The following is a 26,054-nucleotide window of genomic DNA, read 5'->3' on the forward strand; positions in this document are numbered from 1 at the left end:
GCGGCCATGCTCGATCATCTGAAGGCCAAGAACCGCGCCTGGGCGCAAGGCAAGCTCTCCGTCGATCCGGGCTTCTTCAAGCGCCTGGAGGGCCAGCAGAGCCCCGAGTACCTGTGGATCGGCTGCGCCGACAGCCGGGTGCCGGCCAACGAGATCGTCGACCTCGATCCCGGCGAGCTGTTCGTCCACCGCAACGTGGCCAATCTCGCCCCGCCGCAGGACGCCAACTACCTGTCGGTGCTGCAGTTCGCCGTCGACGTGCTGAAGGTGAAGCACATCATGGTGGTCGGCCACTACGGCTGCGGGGGCGTGGCCGCCGCGGTGGACGGCCAGCGGCGCGGCCTCGTGGACCACTGGCTGCATCCGATCCGCGAGGTGGCGGCCAATCACCGTGCTGAGCTCGACGCCATCCCGCACCAGCACGACCGGCTGAACCGGCTGTGCGAGCTGAACGTGGTGCGGCAGGTCAAGAACGTGGCCTCCGACGTCTTCGTGCAGGACGCCTGGGCGCGCGGCCAGAAGCTCAGCGTGCACGGCTGGGTCTATTCCATCGCCGACGGCCTGGTCACCGACCTCAACGTCACCGTCCGCGACGTGAAGGGCCTGGAGGAGCTCAAGGTCTAGCCCGCCTTGATGCGCACCCTGGCGGCCGCCTCGCGGCCCTGGCCGTCCACCACGCTCAGCCGATAGAAGCCGGGGCTCGCCGGCCGCCAGATCACCCGCCCGCTCACCGGGTCGGGCGCGACCGGCTCGCCGGCGACATACCAGGTCAGGCCCTCGCCCCCGGCCGACAGCACCAGCCCGCGCGAGCCGGGGCCGAAGCCGGCCACCTGCACGGTCGCCCCGTCCGGCGGGAAGATCAGGCGCGGGCCGTCTCCGGTCTGCTGCAGGCGCTCCAGGGCCTCTGGCGCGTTCTTCGGGGCGATCGGCCGGGGCGCGGACGGCGGGGCGTCGATCAGGTCGGCGGCGTCGAATAGGAGCGGCAGGGCCGCGTCGCGCCCGGTCAGGCCGCCGCGGGCGCCGCCGTCGGCCCGCCCGGTCCAGACCACGACGGCGTAATGGCCGATCACCCCGGCGGCCAGCGCGTCTCGAAAGCCGTAGGACGTGCCGGTCTTGAACGCCATCAGCGGCCGGCCCCGGGCCAGGGCCGCCGGGCTGACGCCGGCCGGCGGCGGGGTTTCGCGCAGGATGTCCAGCACCTGCTGCGCCGCCTCGGCGCGGACCAGGCGCACGCCGCGCGCCCGCTTCCCCGCCCGCGCCGCGTCCTCCGTGAAGGCGAGCGGCTTGTAGAGCCCCCCGTCGCCGAGGGCGGCGTAGAGGGCGGCCAGGTCGCGCAGGCTGATCCCCACCCCGCCGAGCGCCAGGGCCAGGCCCGGCTCCCGAAGCTGGGCGCGCGGACGCACCAGCTTGACCCCCGCCCCGGTGAGCCGCGCCTCGAAGGCGGCCGGGCCCACCTTCTCCAGGGTGGCGACGGCCGGCACGTTCAGGGAGTTGGTCAGGGCCTCGCGGGCGGTGACCTTGCCGTGGAAGACGCGGTCGAAGTTCTCCGGCTGGTAGTCGGCGAAGCGGCGGGGCGTGTCGTCGATCTCGGTGTCCGGCGCCATCAGCCCCTGCTCGAAGGCCATGGCGTAGATGAACGGCTTCAGCGACGAGCCGGGCGAGCGCAGGGCCGTGGTCATGTCGATCCAGCCGCCGGGCCGGTCCAGCCCCGCGGAGCCGACGGCGGCGCGCACCGCCCGGCCATCGATGTCCACCACGAGGATCGCGGCGGTGACGCCTGGTCCCTGGGCGCGGGCGGCGGCGCGGGCGAGGGGCTCCAGCCGCCGTTGCAGGCCGGCGTCGATGGTGGAGACGACGGAGGCCTGGTCCTTGGGCGCGGCGCGGGCCAGTTCGCCGGCGACGTGCCAGGCGAGCGAGGGGAACGGCGCGCGGCCGGGCAGGGGCTCGGCGTCGGCCTCGGCCGCCTCGGCGGGACTGAGCTGGCCGGCGTGGACGAGCTTGTCCAGGACCTCGCGGCGGGCGGCGCGGGCGGCCTCGGGCCGGCGGTCGGGCCGGCGCGCCTCGGGCGACTGCGGCAGGGCGATGAGCAGCGCCTGCTCGCCGGGGGTCAGGCTCTCCGGTTCATGGCCGAAGTAGGAAAGGCTGGCCGCGCGCACCCCCTCCAGATTGCCGCCATAGGGGGCGAGGGTGAGGTACAGCGCCAGGATCCGGCGCTTGGACAGGCGCGCTTCGATCTGCAGGGCGCGCAGGGCCTCCACCGCCTTGCCGGCGAAGGTGCGCGGATGCGGCGAGAGCAGCCGCGCGGTCTGCATGGTGAGCGTCGAGGCGCCGGAGGTGATCCGGCCGTGGACCAGGGCCGAGCCGGCCGCGCGGACCACGGCGAAGGGATCGACGCCGGGATGCAGGTAGAAGCGGGCGTCCTCCACCGCGACCAGCCGCTTCAGGAAGCTGGGATCGGTGCGCGACAGGTCCGCGCGGATGCGCCAGCGGCCGTTCTCCACCGGCAGGGCCCGCAGCCAGGCACCGCGCCGGTCGAGCGCCACCGGTGAAGAGCGCTCGGCCCGCGACAGGTCCGGCGGGAAGATTGCGTCCAGCGCCATCAGCGCGGCCTCCGCGCCCATCAGGACGCAGAGCGACAGGGTGACGGCGCGGACCCGCCGCAGGCGGCTCATCCGCCGGGCGCGATCTGGGTCCGGCCGACTTCGGTGCGGGCGTTGATCGTCGGACGGTACATGTCGCGCGCCTCGGCCCCCGGCAGCAGGAAGTCGCCCGGGGTCACCGCCCGGGCCACATAGGCGAAGGCGAACTCCTCGCGGCCCGGCAGGCCCATGGCGGCCACGTAGCGGTCGTCACGCGATTCCTGCACGTCGGCGGACGACAGCTTGCCAAGGAAGCGGAAGGGCCCGCTCTGGGCGTCGTCGGGGCCGAGCACGGTCTCGATCTCGAAGCCGGCGGGCAGGGGATCGTCCACCACCAGGGCGGTGGAGCGGGCCTGCTGCGAGCGGCCGGCGACCAGCACGATCACCTGGTCGCCCTGGCGCAGGCGGGCGAGGTCGACCGGCTGGCCGTTCATGCCGAGGAGCCGCTTGGAGAGCGTCAGGCCGTTCTGCTCGGCGCGCGGCGCCGCGGTGGGCGCGCCCGTGACCGTGACCGTCCGCCAGAGCGCGCCGGTTCCGGCGTTGACGAAGCTGGCGTCGGCCAGCTTGCCCACGGCCCAGCGCGGCGCCCCGGCGGCGGCGTCCAGCGCCTTGGCGCCCTTGGCGTCGACCTTCATGGCGCCGGCGGCCTTGATCATGTCGTTGGCCGCCTGCAGCAGGCGGGCCTGCTCCTGGGTGTTCAGGGCGTCGGGATCGCGCACCGCGTTCTCCAGCCGGCCCTGCAGGCTGCGGGCGATGTCGGTCTCGCCGGCCTCGTAGGCGAGGGCGATGACGCCGGCGATGTCGCGCAGCGGGCTCTGGTACCAGTCGGAGCCGTCCTTGTAGCCGAGCGAGCGCACGGCCTGGCGGAAGGCCGAACGGGCCCGGGCGTGATCGCCCATCAGGGCCAGGCCCGCGCCGATCTGGGCCTTGGCCAGCGGCGAGGGCTCGTTCTTCATCTGCACGTCGTGCCACCAGCGCAGGCGGGCCAGGTCGCCGCGCCCGCCCTTGGCCAGGACGTAGAGCGCATAGGCCGAGGCCCGGCTGCGCATGTCCTTGGTGGCCTTGCGCGAGGCGTCCCGCGAGGCGGCCCACCAGTCGGGATACTCCAGGCGGTAGGAGACCGACGCCCAGCCGTCCGGCCGCGAGATCAGCCGCATGGCGTTCAGCGCCCGGTCGATCGAGGCCTGCGGCACCGGGGCACCGAGCTTCTTGGCCTCGATCAGGAAGTCGGTGGCGTAGGCGCCGAGCCAGGCGTCGGCCTCGCCGTCGCCCACCCGCCACAGGCCGAAGGCGCCGTCCAGGGTCTGGCGGTCCAGCAGCTTGCCCACCGCCTGGGCCAGCGCCGCCGCGTTCTGGGCGGCCTTGGGATCGCTCGTCACGTGCGAGGCGTAGACCAGCGGATAGGCGCTGGAGACGAGCTGTTCGGTGCAGCCGTAGGGATAGCGCGACAGCGCCGCGGCGATCGGGCCAGGGTCGAAGCCGCGGAACGGCGAGTAGCTGACCTGCATGGTCACGTCGCCCGCCGCCAGGCCCGCCAGCAGCGAGGCGGCCGGGGTGAAGGCCTCGCCCGGCTTCTGCAGGGCGGTGGTGGCGCGGGTCACGCGGCCCCAGCCCAGCCGCGTCTGCAGCGGATAGGACTTGGAGGTCGCAAAGCCCGGCCCGCTCACCTTGAAGGCCACCTGGCCGATTCCGGCCGCGCGCGGCGCATCGACGGGGATGCGTTCGACGACGCGCTGGCCGACGATGAGCTGGAAGGCCTTGCGGAACGGCGCCATCAGCCCGCCGCCGGTGGTCATCTCGGCGACGTATTGGCCGGCCTTGCCCTCCAGGTTGTGCAGCTCGAGCGTGGCGAAGGCCTTGTCGCCGGGGGCGAGGAACCGCGGCAGGTCCAGGTCGGCGACCACCGCCTCGCGCACCGTCATCGGCTGGGACGCCGAGCCCACCGCCTCGTCGGTCCAGGCCACCGCCATCAACCTGAGTTCGCCATTGTAGTCGGCGGCGGGCAGCTTGATCACCGCCTTGCCGTCGCGGCCGGTCTCGACCACGCCGGACCACAGGGCGACGGTCTTGATCGGCGTGACCGTCAGGCCCTCGCCGCCGATCTCGTCGCCGCCGAAGTTCACATTGGCCGGCGCGCCCAGGTTGGGATCGAGCAGGCGGCCGTAGTCGTCGCGGTAGTCGAGCGTCAGCGCCCGCTTGCCGAAGTACCATTTCACCGGGTCGGGGCTGTCGAACTTGGTGATCCGCAGGATGCCCTCGTCAACGGCGGCCAGGGTCACGTGGGCGCGCTCGCCCAGCGCCACGCCCTTGACCTGCACCGGGATCTCCAGCGGCGTCTTGGCGCCGGTCTTCTTGGGCGCGCCGAGCTCGACGGCCAGCTTGCGGCCCTTCGGATCGAGCGGAACGTAGACCAGGCCGAGCGCCCGCCGGGGCTTGGGCGAGGAGACCGGGTCGCGCGGCTGGATCACGCTGACCAGCACATAGGCGCCGCCGCCCCAGTCGGCGGTGGTCTTCAGGCGCACGGTCGCGCCCTTCTCGCCCACGGAGATGGTGCGGAAGTCGATCAGCCGGTCGGTGGCCACCGCCACCTGGGCCTCGCCCGCGAAGGGCGCCTTCAGGGTGATCTCGACCGTGTCGCCCTGGGCGTAGGCCTTGTCGCCGGCGGTGACGCGCACGAAGTCGGGCGCTTCGCGGTCCTCGGCCGGCGCGCCCCAGCCGGAGGCGAAGCGGATCACCGACTTGGCGCCGTCGGGGCCGGTCAGCTCCAGGCGATAGTCGCCCCAGCCGAGCCGGCGGGAGATGCGGGCGGGCTTGTCCGCCCCGACGGGCAGCTCGCCCTTCTGGACGACAGCGTCACGGCTGGTGCGCCGCCACTGCCAGCGGCCGTCCTGCTGGAACCAGTCGTAGTCCCAGTTCTCGGAGATGAGCTGGTAGCTGGCGCCCGGCGCGGCGATGCGGCGGCCGTTCGCGTCGACGGCGATCACGTCCATCGTCACCACCGGGTCGCTGCGGCCCGAGCTCTCGCCGGCGTCGACCTTGGCGCCCAGGTAGACGGACCTGGTGCGCACCTTCAGGGTGGCGGCCTCGCGCACGGGCCGGCCGCCCGGCTCGAACACCGAGGCGGTGAAGGCGGCCAGCAGGGGCTGGGCGGTGTCGCCGGCGTCGTCGGCCTTCAGGGCGATCACCGCGTGGCCGGCGCCGTCGGTCACCGTCTGGCCAAGGTCGAGGTAGCGCTCCTGGTAGGGCGTGCGCACGTCGCCCCACTCGTAGTCCTTGAACTGCGGGAAGGGGTTCGGATCGGCGCGCAGGCGGGCCTCGCCCTCGGCCTGCAGGCCCGCGCCCGGCGCGCCGTAGAGGAAGCGCGAGGCGATGTCGACGCGGCGGGTCTCGCCGCCGAGCAGCGGCGCGTCGGGCTTGGCGTCGAGGTCGACCGCCAGGCGCTGCGGCGCGAAGTCCTCCACCGAGAAGCTCATCTCGCCGACCGGATCGTCCAGGCCGTCGATCATCAGGCTCGCGCGCCAGCGGCCGCGCGGGGCGCTCTTGGGCAGGACCACGTCCGCGCCGGTCGACCCGTCGGGCGCCTTGTCGAAGGCGTAGCGCTTGAACTCCACGCCGGAGGGGCGGCGCACGACGATCTCGCCCTTGCGGTCCTTCACCGCCTGGGCCTGGCGGTCGCGCAGGAGGGCGCTCAGGTGCGCCGTCTCGCCGGGGCGATAGACCCCGCGGTCGGAATAGAGGTAGCCGTCGACGACGGTCTTGGTCTCGCGCCCGGCGGTGGAGACGGTTTCGGCCCGCCCGCCGACGCCCAGCTTGGAGAGGTCCGCCGGCGGCCGGTCCAGGTCCAGCACCGCCAGGTCGCCCTGGGCGCCGTAGGCCATCACCATCTTGGCGTTCATCGCGCCCCGGCCGGCCAGCAGCGGATGGTCGAAGCGCACCAGCCCGGCCGCGTCGGACTTGGTCTCGGCCAGGGTCTCGCCGTTGCGGGCCATCAGGGCGACGCGCACGGCCGGCAGGGTCTTGGCCGTCTGCAGCGAGCGGACCACCACGTCCAGGCCGTCGGAGCCCTCGTAGGCCGACAGGGCCATGTCGGTGAAGATGATCCAGCGGCGGGCCTGGGCCGGCGGATCGGGATCGTAGTCGTCATCGTTCGTCTTGGCGAGGTCGCGCCCGCCGGAGGCGTCGCGGGCCTTGATCACGTAGCCGCCGGGCTTCATGTCCTTCAGCACCGCGCCCAGCGGGAAGACGGTGGTCACGCGGGTCGAGCCCTGCGACTTCACCGCCACCTCGCCCTTCCAGACGATCTGGCCCTCGTCGTTGGGGCTGTCGTCGCCGTAGTCGGACGGCCACTCGCCCTCGCCGGTGGGGGCCGGCGCGCTGATCGCGGTGCGCACCAGGTTGCGGTCGACCACGCGCCAGACCTCGATGGACAGGCGGCTGACGTTGACGGTCTCGATGCCGACACCGTCGGACTCGGTGCGCGGCAGGATCACCCCGTCGCCGGCGAAGCCCACGAAGGGCGGCTTGTCGCCGAAGGTGATGTCCACGTCGGCGTTGGCGCCCAGGGTCTCGCCGCCGCGGGCCGGCAGGCCCTTGAGCAGGGTGACGCGGCGGTCGGCGAAGCCCAGGCCCGCCAGGCACAGCTCGTCGTTCTTCACCGAGACGGCCGGCGGCGTGTCGGCCTCGGGCGAGACCAGCACGAAGTCGTCGTAGGATTTCGCCGCATCCAGCGGCCGGCTCATCTGAATGCAGGCCACCGGCGCGGCGCCCGAGGTGTCGATGCGCGTGCGCCAGACCGCGAAACCCTCGGGCCTGGGCTCGCCGCGCCGCGGCGCGGCCGCGCCGCGCGGCTTGCCGAACAGGCTCCAGGTCCCGCCGGTCGAGGCGTCCTCGGCGGCCGGACGCGCCATGCGGGCCTGGTCGACGGCCTTGGCCGCCAGGAAGCCGCCGCCGAAGCCGGCCAGCAGCAGCGCCGCGCCGAGGGCGGCGGACAGCCGACGGCCCATGCCCGGCCCGTTTTGGGACCGGCGTGCCGAATCGGAAGCGGACGACGACGATTCGCCTGCGCCCGGCGTTTCCTCGCTCGGCATGACGGTCTCCCGATGGACTGGATTTTTGGGGGACGATGGGAGCGCGAAAGGCCCGCCGGGTCAATCGCCGCAAGGCCCTGACTGACCTGGGCCGGCGGCGAATCTCGCGGCCGCGAGAAAGGTTGCGACATTGTTACGAAGTGGCGCGGAAGTTGCAGAGGCGGGGGTGGGGACCCTTGACAGTCGAGGTCGTTCGGGTCCTGATGATCTTCCTTGCTGCAGCGCAGCAAGCGCTATGGAGGCGTAGTCGTGCCGGAAACCCCGTTCGCTTACTCGCTGTCCCACGTCGAATCCGGTTGGACTTGGCGGGTTTACGATGAAGATGGCGAGACCGTCGCTTCCGGTTCGAACGTCAGCCAGTCGGGCGCGCAGGCGGCCGTGGAAGCCACCATCCGGCGCGTGGCCGAGCAGACCCGCCTGAGCGCCTAGGGCCTCGACGCGGGCTCCGGCCCGCCGCAGCTCCATTCCAGGAACGCGCGCCGCGCCCGGCCACGGCAGGGTGAACGCGGCCTGCCGACGGCAAGGCCACGTTTACCGTGCTCTGCGGCTCATTTGTTTACGCTGACCAGCCAAGCTGTCGCCGCAGATTGAACTCTGGGTGGGCGACGTGGCTAGGATTCCAGGAGTTTTGAAGCGTTGGGCCGGCGGCGTGCGTGCGCGCCTGGGCGGCGGGGCGCGCGACGAGCGCGGCGCCGTGGCGGTGATCTTCGCCGTCTCCATCGTGCTGCTCGCGCCCTTGGCGCTGGGCATCGTGGACGTCTACATGTCCATCAGCCAACGCTCGCGCCTGCAGGACGCCCTCGACGCCGCAGCGCTCTACACCGCGCGGTCGACCGCCACCGATCCCGACGAGATCGCCGCGATCGGCCTGCGCGCCCTGAAGGCCAACCTCTCGGCGGCCGACCAGGCGCGCCTGGTGAACAGCAGCTTCGTGCTGACCGATTCCACCATCCAGGCCTCCGCCGAGATCTCCAGCGACAGCATCGCCTCGGAGCTCTGGAACCACGGGGACATGAGCGTCAGCACCAATGTGGTGCGCAGCTCGGTCAACCTGGAAGTCAGCCTGGTGCTCGACATCACCGGCTCGATGAGCGGGGACATGGACAGCCTGAAATCGGCGGCCGACGACCTGATCGACCTGGTCGTCCAGGACACCCAGACGCCGTACTATTCCAAGCTGGCGATCGTGCCCTATTCCAACGCCGTGAACGTGGGCTCCTACGTCGACGCCGCGCGCGGTCCGCTGAACATCCCGACGATCACGGGCGCCACCCGGACCAAGTCGAGCGGCACCTACTACATCACCTTCACCACGGCGGCGCCCCACGGCCTGTCCAGCGGCGACACCGTGCGCCTGAGCGACGTCGGCGGCTACTCCAGCATCAACACCACGTGGCAAGTGCAGTCGACGACGCTGGACACCTTCAAGATCAAGTACGGCAGCTCGAATCCCGGCAACTACACCTCCGGCGGGCTGGTTCACTGCTACAACTACGGCTGCGAGAACTACACGTTCACCAACGCATCGTGGGGTACGACCACCTACCCCATCACCTCGTGCGTCACCGAACGCACGGGCACGTACAAGTACAGCGACACCGCGCCTTCGACCGCGTACGTGGGCCTGAACTATTCCAATAGCTGCCCGAGCGCGACCATGATGCCGCTCAGCACGGACAAGACGGCGCTGAAGGCCAAGGTCACCACCCTGTCGTCCGGGGGATCGACGGCGGGCCACATCGGCATCAGCTGGGGCTGGTACACCATCTCGCCGAACTTCGGCTACCTGTGGTCGGACGCCAACAGCCGTCCGGCGGCCTACGGCACCGACGAGCTGCTGAAGGTGGCGATCCTCATGACCGACGGCGAATTCAACACCGCCTACTGCGACGGCGTGGTCGCCAAGGACTCCGGCAGCGGCAGCGGCAACAGCAACACGCACATCAACTGCAACGCCACCAATGGCTCGTCCATCACCCAGGCCGAGGCCGTGTGCGACGCCATGAAGGATGAGGACATCATCATCTACACGGTGGGCTTCCGCATCAGCTCCGGCTCGACGGCGGCGAACCTTCTGGCCCACTGCGCCACGGACTCCGACCACCAGTACCTGCCCGCCTCGGGCGTGGACCTGCAGGACGCCTTCCAGGCCATCGGCCAGGACATCAACTCACTCAGACTGTCGCACTGACGCCCAAGGCGTCCCGCGCCTTCGCAAGGAGGCGCGGGTTCTCTTTGCCCCGTGCGAACGGCGGCGACGGCGGCCGTGCGGGCGGCTCAGGCGGTGGAAATCAGGCGGTGCGGGCGCAGGCGGCTTCGGCCGCCATGGCGCGGTCGACCCAGACCTCGGTCACAAGTTGCAGCAGCGCGGCCGCCGCGATCGGCTTGGTGACATGGCCGTCCGCGCCGGCTTCGGCGGACGCGCGGGCGTGCTCGGGCATGGCGTTGGCCGTCAGCATGTAGATCGGCGCGTGCGCCAGGCCCTCGACGTGCTCGCGCCGGCGGATCTCGCTGACCGCGGTGAGCCCGTCCATGACCGGCATCTGCATGTCCATCAGGATCAGGTCGAAGTCGCGGGCGTTGACGGCGTCCACGGCCTCGGCGCCGTTCTCCACGCTGGTCAGGTCGACGCCGGCCGAGCCGAGGATCAGCTCCACGACGCGCCGGTTGGTCGGATGGTCCTCGGCCAGCAGCACGCGCATGCCCTCGATGGACGGCGCTTCGGCGCCGGCTTCCTCGCCGCCCCAGTATTCGAACTCGCCGCGGCACCGGGGCAGCTCGACCTCGAGGGTGAAGGTCGCCCCTTCGCCCGGCCGGCCCTCGGCGCTGAGCGACCCGCTCATGGCCTCGGCGAGGGAGCGCGAAATGGCCAGGCCCAGGCCGGTGCCGCCATAGCGGCGGGTGATGGAGCCGTCCGCCTGCTCGAAGCGGCTGAACAGGCGGGCCTTGGTCGCCTCGTCGAAGCCGATGCCGGTGTCGCTCACGTCGAAGCGCAGGTGCGAGGTCGCCTCGTTGCGTTCGGCGCTCACGGACAGGCGCACGCGGCCCTCGGCGGTGAACTTCACCGCATTGCCCAGGAGGTTGCAGAGGATCTGCCGCAGCCGCGAGGGATCGCCCACGTAGAAGCCGTCCGCCCGGGGCGAGACCTCGACCTCCAGGTCCAGCCCCTTGGCCCGGGCGCTCGCCTCGAACAGCGCCGCGCAGGCGCTGACGGAGGTTCCCAGGTCGAACGGCTCGGACTTCAGCTCCAGCCGGCCGGCCTCGACCCGCGCCAGGTCCAGGATGTCGGTGAGCAGCGCCTCCAGCGTCTGCGCCGAGGTCTCGATGAGCCCGACCATCTCGGCCTGACCGCCCGTCAGCGAGGTGCCGGCCAGGGCGCCGGCCACGCCCAGCACCCCGTTCAACGGCGTGCGGATCTCGTGGCTCATGTTGGCCAGGAATTCGCTCTTGGCGCGGCTGGCTGCCTCGGCGGCCTCCTTGGCCTGCACCAGCTCCTGCTGGGCGCGGATCTCGCCCTCGACGTCCCGCAGGATGCCGACCAGCCGTACGATCTGGTTCTGCTCGTCCCGGATCGCCTCGACCGCGGACTCCATCCAGACATAGGAGCCGTCCCGCTGCAGATGGGGCGCGGTCTGGCGATAGGGCTCGCCCGAGGACATGTAGCGCTCCCACGACTCCTGGGCCGCGGCGCGATAGTCGGGATGCAGGGTGCGCCAGATGTCCTTCGACAGCTCCTCGAAGGAGAACCGTTCGCTGTCGATCAGCACGACCCCGGCCGAGTTGAGCTCCCGGCGCTGGAAGTCGAGCTCCCACATCCGCAGCTTGCCGATGTCGAGCGCCAGCGTGAGGCGCGCCTCCGAGCGCTTGGTGGCCTCCAGCGCCGCGACGGTGTGGGTGATGTCGACGGCCATCAGCAGCAGCCCGCCGATGACCCCCTCGGCGTCGCGCCAGGGGTTCATCTCCATGCGCAACCAGCACGGCTCGCCGTCCGGACCGGTCACCTGGATCGATTCCAGGCGGATGGCTTCGCCCTCGATGCAGCGCTCGTGCAGGTGGGCGAGCTGCTGGGTCTCGGGATAGGCGACGTAGAGATGGCGGCTGCCGATGTCGGAGCGCTTGCGCTCGGCGCGCCAGCGGGCGTTGGTCTGGATCACGCGCATGACCCTGTCGGTCATGGCGATGGCCACCGGCGCGGATTCGACGAAGGCGGTCAGCCGCTCGTTGGCCGCGCGCACCTTGGACTTGGCTTCCTCCAGCGCGCGCTGCGCCCGCTGACGGCCGCAGTCGTCCGCGGCGATGGCGGCCAGATCGCAGAGCGCGTGCATGAGCACCGGGTCTTGCGCGCGCGGCTCGGGGCCGGCCACGCAGACCGCGCCGATGACCTCGCCCTCGATCAGGCGGATGGGCGCGGCCGCGAAGAAGCGTATGGCGAACGGGAAATCGTTGTGGGCGTGGTCGCGGACGAGCGGGTGGTCGCGAAAGCGCGGATCCTCCAGCGCGTCGGCCACCCACATGGGCTCGCCGCTATTGATGGCCAGCGCCGTGAAGGAGCCTTCCTTGGCGACGCGGTAGTTGTGTTCCACGCCGTTGGCGCGCCAGGTCCTGTCGCCCACCAGGACCACGTCGGCCATCGGCGCGCCAGACTGGGCGCGCGCCAAGCGCGCGACGCGTTCGAACGTCGGCTGGAGTTCCTCCAGGTCGAGCGAATCCAGCGCGGCCAGGCGCGCGATTTCGTCGATGCTCGGGCGTGGGCTCGCCGTCATGGATGCTTTCGCCGTGGTCGCACGGCGGAAGGATGCGCCCGGGCCCGTTAAATTTCCGTCGCGTTCGCCGTCACCGGCGCAACTACAACAGATTAATCTCCCTTAGCCTCACCTGCAGGTAGCCGTCGGCGGTGATCGGCTCGGGGTAGCGGTCCGGACGGCCGGGCCCGACGCACGAGGGCAGGGTGCGGATCAGGTAGTCCGGATTGAAGTGCAGGAAGAACGGCGTGGAATAGCGCGACATGCCGCGCCGCTCGGGCGCCGGGTTGACGACGCGGTGGGTCGTCGAGGGCAGGACGTGGTTGGTCAGCCGCTGCAGCATGTCGCCGATGTTGATCACCAATGATCCGGCCGGCGGGTTGATCGGCAGCCAGCGGCCGTCGCGGTCCAGCACCTCCAGCCCCGCTTCCTCGGCGCCGAGCAGCAAGGTGATGACGTTGATGTCCTCGTGCGCGCCGGCGCGGATGTTGGGGCCGTCGAACGGCGCGGGCGGATAGTGCAGCAGCCGCAGGATCGAATTGCCGGCGTCCACGGTGGGCGCGAAGAACCCGCGGTCGAGGCCCAGGTAGACGGCGATGGCCTCGAGGAGCCGCCCGCCCATCCGGTCCAGCGCGCCGAACAGCCAGGCGACGTTCTCGTGGAAGTCCGCGACCTCCTCCGGCCAGACGTTGGGCGGCATGAGGTCGGCGTAGCGGTGCCCGGGGGGCAGGTCGCGCCCCATGTGCCAGAATTCCTTCAGGTCGTAGTGGGCCTCGCCCTTGGCGGTCTCCACGCCGAAGGCGGTGTAGCCGCGCTGGCCGCCCTTGCCGACGATGTAGCGCCGCTTGACCTCCTCGGGCAGGGCGAAGAAGGCCCGTGCGCTGGCCAGGGCCGCCTCGATTTTCTCCTGGGGCAGGTCGTGGTCGCAGACCGCGCCGAAGCCGTAGCGGGCGAACGACGAGCCCAGCGCCTGCGAGAAGCCGGCGAAGTCCTCTTCGACGAGCCGGAAGGAGACGGGTTGGATGGCCGATTGCGTCATGGGCGCTAGCTACACCGACTGGCTGTGGGCCTCCAACTCCGCAGAATCCCGAAGGTCGGGCCCGTCCTGCTCGTCCTCGTCGTCGGCCAGCCGTGCCATCTCCGCGCGCAGGATCCGCTCCATGGTCTCGCGGGAATCGCGGGTGGCCATCAGGTAGCGCTCCTGCTCGCCGACCAGCGGGGCGAGCTTGCGGAACAGCTTTTCGTCGTGCTGGCGGAACACGCCCGCCGCGCGGCTCGCCCGGCGCGGGCTGTGGCCCAGACGCTCCAGGGCCTTGCGGCCCATGGCCAGTCCGCCCTCGAAGGTCTCGCGCTCCACCTCGTCGGCGCCGCTGCGCAGCAGCTCGTAGGCGTGGCGCCGGTCCCAGGCGCGGGCGAGGATGGTCAGGTTGGGAAACGCCTCGCGGGCGGCCTGCACCAGCTCGACGGCCTTGTCGCGGTCGTCGATGGCCACCAGCAGCACCTTGGCCTTGTCCGCGCCCGCGGCCTGCAACAGGTCCAGGCGGCTGGCGTCGCCGTAGTGCACCTCGCGGCCGAAGCGGCGCAGCAGGTCGATCTGCTCGATGCTGGAATCCAGGGTCACCGCCCGGAATCCATTGGCCATCAGCAGGCGCGCGGAGACCTGGCCGAAGCGGCCGAAGCCGGCGACGATCACGTCGGGCGGCGCCCCGTCGTCCACCTCCAGGTGGTCGAATTCGCGCTGCGTCGCCGCCGGCGGGGCCAGGACAAGGCGTTCGACCGCCTCCATGGCCAGGGGCGCGAGCGCCATGGAGACCGCGACGACGGCGGTGAGCAGCTTGGCGAGGTCCGCCGGCAGCACGCCCGAGGCGATGGCGAAGCTGATCAGCACGAACGCGAACTCTCCGCCCTGGGCCAGCGCCACGGCGCTGACCGCCGATTCCCGCGGCGTGTAGCGGAACAGGCGCGCGGCGGCGAACATGGCCACGGCCTTCAGCACGATCAGCGCCAGGACCGCGCCGATCAGCGTCACCGGCCGGGCGGCGACCACGGCGAAGTCCAGGCCAGCGCCGACGGTGATGAAGAAGAGGCCGAGCAGCAGGCCGCGGAACGGCTCGATGTCGGTCTCCAGCTCGCGGCGGAACTCGCTCTCGGCCAGCACGACGCCGGCCAGGAAGGCGCCGAGCGCCGGCGACAGGCCGACCATCTGCATGAGGGCGGCCACGCCGATCACCAGGAGCAGGGCCGAGGCGGTGAAGATCTCGCGCAGGCGCGCGGCGGCGATGAAGCGGAACAGCGGGCGGGTGAGATAGCGTCCGCCGACGACCACCGCGGCCATGGCCCCCATGGCCGCCAGCATCCGCTGCCAGGCCGGCAGGCCCTCGATCAGGCTGCCGCCATGGGCCACGGCCTCGGCGCCCGCGGTCGGTGCGGCCGTGGCCAGCATCGGCAGGACGGCGAACAGCGGGATCACCGCCAGGTCCTGGAACAGGAGCACGCCGAAGGCGGCCTCGCCCACCGGCCCGCGGCGCAGGCCCTTCTCCTCCAGGCTCTGCAGGACGATGGCGGTGGACGACATGGCCAGGATCAGCCCGACGGCCGTCGCGGTGCGCCAGTCCAGGCCGAGCGCGGCGGCGACGCCCGCCAGCAGCGCCGCGGCCAGGGTCATCTGCGCCCCGCCCAGTCCGAAGATCGAGCCGCGCAGGCGCCACAGGAGCGCCGGGCGCACCTCCAGCCCGATCAGGAACAGCAGGATCACCACGCCGAATTCGGCGAAGCGCATCACGTCCGACGCCTCGCCGACGAGGTTGAGGGCGAAGGGGCCCACGGCCATGCCGGCGATCAGGTAGCCCAGCACCGATCCGAGGCCGAGCCGCTTGGCGATCGGCACCGAGATCACGCCGGCCGCCAAGTAGACCAGGGCCTGGACGAGAAGCGATTGGCCGTCCATCAGCGCGCGGCGTCCGCGCGCAAAGTCATCGGAAGTTGAGTCATCTGCGAACTATGAGCGCTGCGCGCGCGATCGGACATGAGAATCTTCTCGCGCCACGCTTGCAAATGCTGCATTGCGGCGTAACACGGCTTCATGGCCGACAAGCTCCGCACAGACGCCGTCCAAGCCCTCGAGGGGCTTCTGTTCGACGGCATGACGATCATGGCCGGGGGCTTCGGCCTCTGCGGCATTCCCGAAAACCTCATCGCGGCGATCCGCGCCTCCGGGGTCAAGGACCTGACGGTGGTGTCGAACAACTGCGGGGTCGACGACTTCGGCCTGGGCCTGCTGCTCGCCGGCGGGCAGATCAGGAAGATGATCAGCTCCTACGTCGGCGAGAACAAGCTGTTCGCCGAGCTCTACCTGTCGGGCAAGCTGGAGCTGGAGTTCAATCCGCAGGGCACGCTGGCCGAGCGCATCCGCGCCGGCGGGGCGGGCATTCCGGCCTTCTTCACCAAGACCGGCGTCGGCACCCTGGTGGCCGAGGGCAAGGAAGTGCGCGAGTTCGACGGCGAGCTCTACGTGATGGAGCGGGGCCTGACGGCGGACCTTTCCATCGTCAAGGCGCATACGGGCGACGCCGAGGGCAACCTCGTCTATCGGAAGACCGCGCGGAACTTCAATCCGATGATGGCGACGGCCGGCAAGGTCTGCGTGGCCGAGGTGGAGGAGCTGGTCGAGGTCGGCGCCATCGACAAGGACCACATCCACACGCCGGGCATCTACGTGGACCGCGTCATCGAGGGCGCGGTCTATGAGAAGCGCATCGAACAGCTCACCACCCGCCCGCGCATGGCCGAGGGCGCCGGCGCCGGAGAGGAAGTGTAACATGGCCTGGTCGCGCAACGAGATGGCCGCCCGCGCCGCGCGCGAGCTGCAGGACGGCTTCTACGTCAACCTCGGCATCGGCATTCCGACCCTGGTGGCCAACTACATCCCCGACGGGGTGTCGGTGACCTTGCAGAGCGAGAACGGCATGCTGGGCATGGGCCCGTTCCCCTTCGAGGGCGAGGCCGACGCCGACCTGATCAACGCCGGCAAGCAGACCATCACCGAGCTGCCCTCGTCGTCCTATTTCAGCTCGGCCGACAGCTTCGCCATGATCCGCGGCGGGCACATCGACCTGTCCATCCTGGGGGCGATGCAGGTGGCCAAGAACGGCGACCTGGCCAACTGGATGGTGCCCGGCAAGATGGTCAAGGGCATGGGCGGCGCCATGGACCTGGTGGCCGGGGTCAAGCGGGTCGTGGTGGTGATGGAGCACACCGAGAAGTCGGGCGCGCCCAAGCTGCTCGACGCCTGCACCCTGCCGCTCACCGGCCAGGGCGTGGTCGACCTGGTGGTCACCGACCTTGGGGTCTTCGACGTCAGCCGGGGCAAGGCGCCCCTGAGGCTGGTCGAGCTGGCGCCCGGCGTCACGGCGGACGAGGTCGCGGCGAAGACCGGGGCGGCGTTCGACACGGCGCTGGCCTGAACGCCGGCTGTCGGCGTTCTGTCATGGTCCTGGGACAGTCTTGCAGACGACACGCCCGCCATTGCTAGATTCCGCCATGACCGACCGCATCCTGCCGCTTGAGGCTATCGACAACTTCCGCGACTACGGCGACTACGCCGGCGCCAGCGGCCGCCTGCCGCGCCGCAAGCTGTTCCGCTCGGCGCACCACGCGCGAGCGACGGAGGCCGACCTCCAGACCCTGGCCGACCTCGGCGTGGCCGTGATCGTCGACCTGCGCCGGCCGATGGAGCGCGACCGCGATCCCTCGCCGCGGCCGCAGGGCTTTTCCGGCCAGGTGATCGAATGCGACCTGGGCGACCAGGCCGAGGCGCCGCACGTGGCCTTCCTGCGCGAGACCGACCTGACGCCGGAGAGCGCGCGCCAGTTCTTCCTGGACTATTACGCCAACGCGCCCTTCGAGGAGCGCCACGGGATCCTGTTCCGCCGCTACTTCGAGGCGCTGGCGGCGACGGACGGGGCGGTCGTCATCCACTGCACGGCGGGCAAGGACCGCACGGGGCTGCTGGCGGCGCTCACCCACCACGTGATGGGCGTGCATCCCGACGACGTGCGCGCCGACTACCTGCTGACCAACAAGGCCGCGCGGGTGGACGAGCGCATCCCGATGGTCACCGAGTCGCTGCAGGCCACCCTGGGCCGCACCCCCTCGGAAGCGGCCGTGCGGGCCTTCCTGGGCGTCGAGGCCGAGTACCTGGACACCGCCTTCGCCGCCATCGCCGAGCGCTGCGGCGGCCCCGACGGCTATCTGGACTTCATCGGCGTGGACGAGGCGCGCCGCCGGCAGGTGCGCGAGAAGCTCGCCGCCTGAACCGCGGCCGGGTGTAACCGCAAGGCGGTCTTGTCCGTACTATCCAGCGAGGGGCCCAACCGCTTCGCGCCGGAGACCGCCGCATGAAACCATCCCTGTTCGCCGCCGCCGCCATCCTGAGCTTCAGCCTGGCCGGGGCCGCGCCGGCGGCCGCCTACCGCACGGCGGTGTTCGCCGGCGGCTGCTTCTGGTCGGTGGAGCACGACCTGGAGCATCTGCCGGGCGTGAAGGACGTGGTGGTCGGCTATGCGGGGGGCTCGCGTCCCAACCCCACCTATCCCAACCACGAGGGCTACCTGGAGGCGGTCAGGATCACCTACGACCCGGCCAAGACCAGCTACCAGGCGCTGACGGACGGCTTCTTCCGCCACATCGACCCCACCGACGGGGGCGGGCAGATCTGCGACCGGGGGCCCTCCTACCGCACCGCCGTGTTCGTCGCCTCGCCGGATGAGCGCAAGGCCGCCGAGGCGGTGAAGGCCAAGGTGGCGGGCGAGCTCAAGCGCCCCGTGGCCACCATGATCCTGCCGGCCTCCAAGTTCTGGATGGCGGAGGCCTATCACCAGGACTACGCGCGCAAGAACCCGATCAACTACAACGCCTATCGCATCGGCTGCGGCCGCGACGCGCGGCTCAAGGCGGTGTGGGCAGGCCGGTGACCGGATCGCGCGGGCGCGGCGCGAAAGGCTCGCCCACGAACAGCTCCAGGCGCCGCACGTGCTTGCGGTCCAGCCGGATGGTGTCGATCTCCTGACCGCGGACGCGGCCGAAGTCGGCGTGCATCTCGTCGGCGTGCGACCTGCCCATGATCACGCCCAGCACGCGCGCGCCCCGGGCCTTGGTCAGGGGATCGGTGAGTTCGGCCTGGGTCTGCGGGTGGGCCGCCCGCACCCACATGGTCAGCGGCGGCAAGGCGCCCGAGGCGATCTCGTCGCGGGCGTAGTAGGCCATGGCGTTGAACAGGAAGCGGTCGTTGACGGCCACGGCGGTGAGGCCCGGCTCGCGCCGGGCGCGCTCGATGGTGAGCTGCGTCGCCTCGGCCCAGCCCTTGGCCCGCTTGAAGCTGTTGGCCATGCCCATGGCCTCGGCCGTGGCCGGATAGGTCGCCCACACCAGGAACAGGATCGCCACGGCCGCCTGGGTGGCCACGGCGGCGATCAGCCAGCCCCTGGCGCGCCAGCGCGTCAGCCAGGCCGCGGCCAGGATCGAGCCGGGCACGAAGCTGGCGGCGGCCCAGTTGGCGTTGGCCCGGCTGATGAAGGCCTGGACCGCGACGATGACCAGGGCCGGCAGGGCGAAGCAGAGCAGCAGCCGGTCCTCGGCCGTGAGCCGCCGCCGCCAGGCCAGCACCGCCGCGCCGCCCAGGAGCGCGGCGAACGGGATCGGGCCGAACACGCCGAACTGCGAGATCACGAACTCCACGAACTCGCCCGGGTTGAACAGCCTCTTGGCGCCCCAGTCGGCGTTGGAGGCGGTGTGCTGCAGGGTGGCGAAGCCGTGGGCGGCGTTCCAGATCAGGTTGGGCGCCAGGATGACGGCGAGGGCGGCGACGGCCGAGGCGATCCGCGCCGGATTCCAGGCGGCTCGCGCCTCGCGCGAAGTCGCCAGGTGCAGGGCGAGGCCGATCAGCCCGTAGACGGCGGCGTATTTCGACAGGAACGCCAGCCCCATGGCCGCGCCGAAGCCGGCGGCCGCGGCCAGGCCCCTGCGTCCCTCCGCCTGCTGAAGGTCGACATAGGCCAGGAGCGCCAGCGACAGGAACAGGAGCAGCGGCGCGTCGGTGGCGATGACCCCGCTGGAGAGTTGCACCGCCGGCATCAGCATGTAGAGCGCGCAGGCGGCGAAGGCCGTCGCCGCGCCGTAGAGCCGCCGCCCCGCCGCGAAGATGGCCAGGGCCGCGCCGGCGTGGAACAGGGGGGCGCCCAGCCGCACCCAGGGCTCGGCGTTTCCGCCCAAAGCCGTTGTCGCCCAAATGGTCCAGGCGATCATCGGCGGCTTCGAGTAGTAGCCCCAGTCCAGGGTGCGCGACCACAGCCAGTACTGGGCCTCGTCCGGATAGAGCTGCAGGGGCGTCGCGAACAGCACGGTCAGGCGGGCGAGCGTCAGGCCCGCGACGACCAGGGCCGCCCCGCGCCAGGCTGCGTCAAATCTGTGAACGGAAGGGCTGGCGCCAGGCAAATCACTCTCCTTGCAGACGGCGCTGAGGGCCGGCGCTTCTATGTAATGCGTCAAGCGCGCCTTTCAGGTCACAGTGGGGACCGCACTGCACAACCGTTATAATTCCGTCACCTACGGTGGTGAAATCCGAGGTATACGGCCGTTACGTTCGGGAAACGCCTCTGAGGCGATCTCGATGGGCTGAGAGGGGAATTTTACAATGATGTTGATGAAGAGGCTCGCCGGCGGCGTGGCTCTGACGGCGCTCGCTTGCGCCATGTCCACCGCCGTATACGCCCAGGAAACGACCGGCGCGATCCGCGGTCTGGTCACGGATGATGCGGGCGCGCCGGTCGCGAACGCGACGGTGACGATCACCCACGTTCCGACGGGCTCCACGGCCACGTCGGTCACGGGTCCGGACGGCAGCTTCTCGGCGCGCGGCCTGCGCGTCGGCGGTCCGTATCGTGTTACGGCCTCGGCGGCCGACTACGAAAAGGGCCAGGTGACGATCCAGGCGGTCGGCGTGGGCGACGCGGCCAACGTCAGCGTCGCGCTGGCGCACTCGGGCGGCGAGGTTTCCGAACTGGTGGTGACCGCGGCCAAGGCCGCGCCCAGCCAGGGCGGCCCCAGCTCCAACTTCTCGGAAAGCACGATCCAGTCGCTGCCGTCGATCAGCCGCGACCTGAAGGACGTGGCGCGCCTTGATCCGTTCGCCACGATCGACCCGACGAACCAGGACGCCCTGTCGTTCGCCGGCACCAACACCCGCTTCAACCAGCTCACCGTCGACGGCATCCGCCAGAACGACGACTTCGGCCTGAACAACAACGGCTACCCGACCCAGCGCTCGCCGATCTCGGTCGACGCGATCGAAGCGGTCAACGTGTCGGTCGCGCCCTACAGCGTCATCAACAACGGCTTCCTGGGCGGCCAGATCAACGCGGTCACCAAGTCGGGGACCAACGAGTTCCACGGCACCCTCTTCTACGAGAAGGACAGCGACAACCTGAAGGGTCACACGCTGGACGGGGTGAAGTACACCAACGACTTCAGCGAGAAGACCTGGGGCGCCACGCTCGGCGGCCCGATCATCAAGGACAAGCTGTTCTTCTTCGCCTCGTACGAGAAGTACGAGGGCACGCTCGGCTTCGACACCGGCCCGGTCGGCTCGGGCGCCGGCACGGTGATCCCGCGGATCACCACCGGGGCGGTCGACACCTTCGTGCAGTCGGTCAAGGACGTCTACGGCTACGATCCGGGCACCTACCTGAACGGCGCCTTCCCGGTCGAAGACAAGAAGTGGTTCGGCAAGATTGACTGGAACATCACCGACAACCACCGCCTGACGCTGACCTACCAGAACACGCTCGGCAACTCGCTGAACGGCTCGGTCTCGTCGACCTACGCCAACGGCAACTCGACCACCCAGCCCCGCGTCGGCCTGGAATCGAACCAGTACAACAAGGTCGAAGAGCTCACGACCTACTCGGCGGACCTGAACTCCAACTGGACCGACGCCTTCTCCACCGAGCTGCGCTACTCCTACAAGGAGCAGGACACCCAGCAGAACCCGCTCAAGGGTCTGTCCGTCGGCCAGGTGGTGGTGAACGTCGCCGACCTGCCGGGCGTCGAGGCCGGCTCCGGCACGCCGCAGATCCAGTTCGGCGCCGACACCTACCGGCACGACAACTACCTGAACACCAAGGTGGACACCTGGGAGGCCATCGGCCGCTACCACTGGGGCCAGCATGACTTCCTGTTCGGCGCGCGCACCGAGAAGGATCAGGTCTACAACGTGTTCGTCGCCAACTCGCTGGGCGGCTGGACCTTCAACAGCTACGCCGACTTCCTGGCCGGCACCGCCGCCAGCTTCTCCCTCACCGGGGGCGTCGATCCTTCGGCCGGCACCGTGGCGGCCACCCTGGGCACGGCGCGCCAAGGCGCGGCGGCGTTCAGCTACCGCCTCAACACCGTCTACGGCGAAGACCGCATCCAGATCCTGTCGAACCTCGACGTGTCGGTGGGCGCGCGCTTCGACTGGTACTCGATGGACGACACGCCCATCTACAACACCAGCTTCGTCGAGCGGAACGGCTTCTCCAACCAGCAGAACCTCGACGGCAAGCACGTGCTTCTGCCGCGCGTGGGCTTCAACTGGCAGCCTCAGGACCGCCTGCGCGTGTCCGGCGGCATCGGCGAGTTCTCCTCGGCCGGCCTGAACGTGTGGATTTCCGACCCGTTCGCCAACACCGGCGTGTCGCAGACCAACGCGGTCTGCCCGGCCGGTCCGTACACGAACGTCGACATCACCAAGGCGCCGGCGGGCTGCACCTTCACCCCGGGCAACGGCGACACCAACGTGCTCGACCCCAGCCTGAAGATCCCGACCGTCTGGAAGGGCAACATCTCGGTCCAGTACAACCTGGATCTGGGCCGCTTCGGCGACGACTGGCGGGTGCAGTTCGACTACCTGCAGACCCAGAACAAGAACGCCCTGTACTGGTACAACCTGCGTTCCTACCAGATCGGCACGGCCCCCGACGGCCGCCCGGTCTACGCGCAGACCCCGGTCAGCTCGACGGGCAACAACTACGACTTCATGCTGTCCAACATCGACGCCGGCGAATCCCGTTCGCACTCGGTCTCGCTGGCCAAGCAATGGCGTGAGGGCGTCTGGGACGGCCTGGGCATGACCCTGGTCTACACCAACACCCACGCCACGGACGGCAACCCGATGACCAGCTCGATCGCCCAGTCGAGCTACACGCGCTTCGGCACGTCGGACCCGCAGCACCCGACCGCGTCCACCTCGGACTACGAGATCCGCAACAAGTTCTCGGCCGACATCTCCTACGCGCGGAAGTTCTTCGGCGACAACGAGACCCTGGTCCACGTGTTCCTGCAGAACCGTTCGGGCCACCCGTTCAGCTACACCTTCGCCAACAGCCGCTCGGGCAGCTTCGACAACGACTTCGGCTACAACGTCTCGAGCTACTCGGGTCGCCAGGCCTCGTCGAACGCGCTGCTCTACGTGCCGCAGATGGACAACGGCGTGCTCACCGCCACCAGCGACCCGAACGTGGTCTACAAGGGCGGCGACGCGTTCATCGCCCAACTGAACGAGTACCTGCAGACCAGCGGCCTGGCCAAGTACGCGGGCGGCATCGCTCCGCGTAACGCCTTCCGCACGCCGGACGTGTTCACCATCGACCTGCACGTGAGCCAGGAGCTGCCGGCGTTCTTCCCGAACGGCGCCAAGCTGATCGCCTACATGGACGTCGAAAACCTCGGCAACCTCTTGAACGACAAGTGGGGCGTGCTGGAGCAGTACGACTTCTCGTACATGGTGCCAGTGGTGAACGTGAGCTGCGTCACCTCGGGCGGCGCCTCGACGAGCTGCGCCACGCCGGGCGCCGTCTACCAGTACTCCGGCACCGGCTCGAACGGTTCGCTGAACGTCCAGAAGCCCTACCAGCGGACGGAAAGCTCGTTCTGGCAGGTCAAGTTCGGCATCAAGTACAAGTTCTAAGCCGCAAGGCCCGGAACGGACGAAAGAGGGGCGGCCCGGCCACGGGCCGCCCCTTCTGCTATGTGCTTGACGTCGGCGGCCGGGCCGCCCATCTGCCCGCGTTCACGTCCGCCGGGGCGTGGGATAAGGATCGAACCATGAGCCTCATCGTTCCCGCCGAATGGGCGCCGCACCGGGCCATGTGGCTGGGCTTTCCCAGCCACGCGGACCTGTGGGAGGACAATCTCCCGGCCGCCCAGGCCGAGGTGGCCGCCCTGGCCCGAGAGCTGGCCGGCCCTGGCCGCGAGCAGGTGCGCCTGATGACCGGCACGGCGGAAGGCCACGCCGAGGCGCTCTCGCTGCTCGGCGACACCGCCGGCGTCAACATCGTGCGCGGCTCGTTCGGCGACATCTGGCTGCGCGACACCGGCCCGATCTTCACCCAGACCGAAGGTGGCGCGGTGGTGGCCCAGGGCTTCCGCTTCAACGGCTGGGGCGGAAAGTACGTCCTGCCGCACGACGAGGAGGTCGCGATCCAGATCGCCGGCGTCTCGGGCGCGCCGCTCTACGGCGCCGACTTCGTGCTGGAAGGCGGGGCGCTGGACCATGACGGCGCCGGCACGGTGCTGACGACCAGCCAGTGCCTGCTCAACCCCAACCGCAATCCCGGCTGGACCGAGGCCGCCGCCGAGGCGGCCCTGGCCAAGGCCCTGGGCGTGAGGAAGGTGCTGTGGCTCGGCGACGGGCTGAAGAACGACCACACCGACGGCCATGTGGACAACCTCGCCCGCTTCGTGGCGCCCGGCGTGGTGGTCTGCCCGGTGGCCTATGGGCGCGGCGATCCCAACGCCGAGGTCTATGACGACTGCGCCCGGCGCCTGGCCGAGATGACCGACGCGGAGGGCCGCAAGCTGCAGGTGCTGCGCATTCCCTCGCCGGGCTTCATCGAGGGCGAGGACGGCGCCTATGTCCCCGCCAGCCACATGAACTTCCTGATCACCAACGGGGTGGTGGTCGTGCCGATCTACGAGGAGAGCGCCAGCCGCCTGGCGCTGGAGGGGCTGCGCGCGGCCTTCCCCAGCCGCGAGGTGATCGGCCTGCCGTCGAACGCCATCCTGACCGGGGGCGGTTCGTTCCATTGCATCACCCAGCAGGAGCCCGCCTGATGGCCCGCACGATCAAGGTCGCCGCGATCCAGACCAGCTACGGCATGGATCAGGCCGCCAACATCGCCAAGACCGCCGAGTTCATCCGCGAGGCGGCGGCCAAGGGCGCGCAGGTGGTGCTGCCCTCCGAGCTGTTCCAGGGCCCCTATTTCTGCGTGGCCCAGGAGGAGCGCTGGTTCGCCACGGCCCATCCCTGGCGCGAGCATCCGTGCGTGACCGCGCTGGCGCCGCTGGCCGGCGAGCTGGGGATCGTGCTGCCGATCTCGATCTTCGAGAAGGAAGGCCCGCACTACTTCAACAGCCTGGTGATGGTCGACGCCGACGGCTCGCTGATGGGGCTCTACCGCAAGAGCCACATCCCCGACGGTCCGGGCTACATGGAGAAGTACTACTTCCGGCCCGGCGACACCGGCTTCAAGGTCTGGGACACCCGCTTCGGCCGCCTGGGCGTCGGCGTCTGCTGGGACCAGTGGTACCCCGAGTGCGCCCGCGCCATGGCGCTGATGGGGGCCGAGATCCTGTTCTATCCCACGGCGATCGGCTCGGAGCCGCACGATCCCAGCCTGGACACCGCCGCGCCCTGGCGGCGCGCCATGCAGGGCCACGCCGTCTCCAACGTGATCCCGGTGGTGGGCGCCAACCGCACCGGCTTCGAGCCCTGGGACGGCTATCCGGGCGGCGGCCAGACCTTCTACGGCTCCAGCTTCATCTCCGACTACCGGGGCGATCTGGTCGCCGAGCTTGGCCGGGACGACGAGGGCGTGATCGCGACTGAATTCGACCTGGATTTCCTGGCCACGCACCGCGCGGCCTGGGGCTTCTTCCGCGACCGGCGCACCGACCTCTACGGCGCCCTGGCGAGCCCGCGGCCGGTCTGATGATCGAGACCGAACGCCTGATCCTGCGGCCCTGGCGCGAGGCCGATCGCGAGGGCCTGTTCAGGCTCAACAACGATCCGCGCGTGGGCGCCTGGCTGGCCGGTCCCCTCGACCGCGCCGGCAACGACGCCCTGATGGCCCGTCTGGCGGCCCACCAGGCCGACCACGGCTTCAGCTTCTGGACGGCGGAGCGCCGCTCGGACGGGGCGGTGGTCGGCATGATCGGCCTGGCCGTGGTCAAGGCCGGCGATCTGCCGGTCGGCCCGGCGGTGGAGATCGGCTGGCGGCTGGTTCCGGCCGTGTGGGGAGACGGCTACGCCACCGAGGGCGCCCAGGCGGCGCTGGACTGGGGCTTCGCCAACCTGGACGTGGACGAGATCATCGCCTTCACCGCGAGGACCAACCTGGCGTCCCAGGCCGTGATGCGCCGGATCGGCATGACGCCGGACCCCGCGCGCGACTTCGACCATCCCAGGCTCGCCGTGAACCACCCGCTTCGGGCCCACGTGGTGTTCGCGGCCGAACGGCCCTAGAGCGCGATCCGCAAAAGTGGACGCCGGT

17 protein-coding genes are annotated in these 26,054 nt (G+C 70.6%); 11 read left to right on the top strand and 6 right to left on the bottom strand.

Going from position 1 to position 26,054, the window contains the following annotated elements; all coding sequences use genetic code 11:
* Positions 1–6 precede the first annotated feature (6 nt).
* Positions 7–624 carry a carbonic anhydrase gene (locus ACE3TA_RS12295; protein WP_374574035.1) on the top strand — a complete coding sequence of 206 codons (618 nt, stop codon included), beginning with the start codon at positions 7–9 and terminating at the stop codon, positions 622–624.
* Here the strand turns inward: ACE3TA_RS12295 and pbpC are convergent.
* Complete coding sequence (gene pbpC, locus ACE3TA_RS12300; RefSeq protein WP_374574037.1) at positions 621–2,672, bottom strand: penicillin-binding protein 1C; 2,052 nt, start codon at positions 2,670–2,672, stop codon at positions 621–623. The two genes, ACE3TA_RS12295 and pbpC, sit on opposite strands and share 4 nt — an antisense overlap.
* Positions 2,669–7,726, bottom strand: coding sequence for an alpha-2-macroglobulin (locus ACE3TA_RS12305; RefSeq protein WP_374574039.1), 5,058 nt, complete (start codon positions 7,724–7,726; stop codon positions 2,669–2,671). Before ACE3TA_RS12305 ends, pbpC begins: the two co-directional genes overlap by 4 nt.
* Before the next feature lie 213 nt (positions 7,727–7,939).
* Here ACE3TA_RS12305 and ACE3TA_RS12310 point away from each other — a divergent pair, with 213 nt between their 5' ends.
* Positions 7,940–8,155 (top strand): hypothetical protein, encoded by a 216-nt coding sequence (locus tag ACE3TA_RS12310; protein ID WP_374574043.1) that lies wholly within the window; start codon positions 7,940–7,942, stop codon positions 8,153–8,155.
* A gap of 199 nt (positions 8,156–8,354) precedes the next feature.
* On the top strand, positions 8,355–9,917 hold the full coding sequence (locus ACE3TA_RS12315; RefSeq protein ID WP_374574044.1) for a ubiquitin-activating E1 FCCH domain-containing protein: 1,563 nt from the start codon (positions 8,355–8,357) through the stop codon (positions 9,915–9,917).
* 100 nt (positions 9,918–10,017) lie between these two features.
* Here ACE3TA_RS12315 and ACE3TA_RS12320 read toward each other — a convergent pair whose 3' ends face one another.
* From ACE3TA_RS12320 to ACE3TA_RS12330, 3 genes are all read right to left on the bottom strand, one after another.
* A complete protein-coding gene (locus ACE3TA_RS12320) occupies positions 10,018–12,489 on the bottom strand; it encodes an ATP-binding protein (protein WP_374574046.1) in 2,472 nt (823 codons plus the stop codon).
* Positions 12,490–12,571: 82 nt separating this feature from the next.
* The gene (locus tag ACE3TA_RS12325) at positions 12,572–13,507 is read right to left on the bottom strand and encodes an isopenicillin N synthase family dioxygenase (RefSeq protein WP_374574048.1); all 936 of its coding nucleotides are present in this window, start codon (positions 13,505–13,507) and stop codon (positions 12,572–12,574) included.
* A 9-nt stretch (positions 13,508–13,516) separates the two neighbouring features.
* Complete coding sequence (locus tag ACE3TA_RS12330) at positions 13,517–15,415, bottom strand: monovalent cation:proton antiporter-2 (CPA2) family protein (protein ID WP_374574050.1); 1,899 nt, start codon at positions 15,413–15,415, stop codon at positions 13,517–13,519.
* A gap of 135 nt (positions 15,416–15,550) precedes the next feature.
* Between ACE3TA_RS12330 and ACE3TA_RS12335 the strand changes: the two genes are divergently transcribed.
* The 4 genes from ACE3TA_RS12335 to msrA all read left to right on the top strand — a co-directional run bounded on the left by ACE3TA_RS12335 (position 15,551) and on the right by msrA (position 18,440).
* The gene (locus tag ACE3TA_RS12335) at positions 15,551–16,285 is read left to right on the top strand and encodes a CoA transferase subunit A (protein WP_374574052.1); all 735 of its coding nucleotides are present in this window, start codon (positions 15,551–15,553) and stop codon (positions 16,283–16,285) included.
* 1 nt (position 16,286) lies between these two features.
* Positions 16,287–16,931 (top strand): 3-oxoacid CoA-transferase subunit B, encoded by a 645-nt coding sequence (locus ACE3TA_RS12340; protein WP_374574054.1) that lies wholly within the window; start codon positions 16,287–16,289, stop codon positions 16,929–16,931.
* 76 nt (positions 16,932–17,007) lie between these two features.
* Positions 17,008–17,781 (top strand): tyrosine-protein phosphatase, encoded by a 774-nt coding sequence (locus tag ACE3TA_RS12345; protein ID WP_374574056.1) that lies wholly within the window; start codon positions 17,008–17,010, stop codon positions 17,779–17,781.
* A gap of 83 nt (positions 17,782–17,864) precedes the next feature.
* On the top strand, positions 17,865–18,440 hold the full coding sequence (gene msrA / locus ACE3TA_RS12350) for a peptide-methionine (S)-S-oxide reductase MsrA (protein WP_374574058.1): 576 nt from the start codon (positions 17,865–17,867) through the stop codon (positions 18,438–18,440).
* Here the strand turns inward: msrA and ACE3TA_RS12355 are convergent.
* Positions 18,415–19,959 (bottom strand): ArnT family glycosyltransferase, encoded by a 1,545-nt coding sequence (locus tag ACE3TA_RS12355; RefSeq protein ID WP_374574060.1) that lies wholly within the window; start codon positions 19,957–19,959, stop codon positions 18,415–18,417. The genes msrA and ACE3TA_RS12355 overlap by 26 nt on opposite strands.
* Before the next feature lie 256 nt (positions 19,960–20,215).
* On the opposite strand from ACE3TA_RS12355, the gene ACE3TA_RS12360 reads away from it, so the two are divergent.
* The 4 genes from ACE3TA_RS12360 to ACE3TA_RS12375 all read left to right on the top strand — a co-directional run bounded on the left by ACE3TA_RS12360 (position 20,216) and on the right by ACE3TA_RS12375 (position 26,026).
* Positions 20,216–23,470 (top strand): carboxypeptidase regulatory-like domain-containing protein, encoded by a 3,255-nt coding sequence (locus tag ACE3TA_RS12360; protein ID WP_374574062.1) that lies wholly within the window; start codon positions 20,216–20,218, stop codon positions 23,468–23,470.
* Positions 23,471–23,607: 137 nt separating this feature from the next.
* Positions 23,608–24,615, top strand: a complete 1,008-nt coding sequence (locus ACE3TA_RS12365; protein ID WP_374574064.1) for an agmatine deiminase family protein — start codon at positions 23,608–23,610, stop codon at positions 24,613–24,615.
* Entirely contained in the window at positions 24,615–25,493 is an 879-nt protein-coding gene (gene aguB, locus ACE3TA_RS12370) for an N-carbamoylputrescine amidase (RefSeq protein WP_374574066.1), read from the top strand. Before ACE3TA_RS12365 ends, aguB begins: the two co-directional genes overlap by 1 nt.
* Positions 25,493–26,026, top strand: a complete 534-nt coding sequence (locus ACE3TA_RS12375; RefSeq protein WP_374574068.1) for a GNAT family N-acetyltransferase — start codon at positions 25,493–25,495, stop codon at positions 26,024–26,026. Before aguB ends, ACE3TA_RS12375 begins: the two co-directional genes overlap by 1 nt.
* The last annotated feature ends 28 nt before the right edge of the window (positions 26,027–26,054 follow it).

The organism is Phenylobacterium sp. (genome assembly GCF_041916435.1).
Taxonomy (GTDB): Bacteria; Pseudomonadota; Alphaproteobacteria; order Caulobacterales; family Caulobacteraceae; genus Phenylobacterium.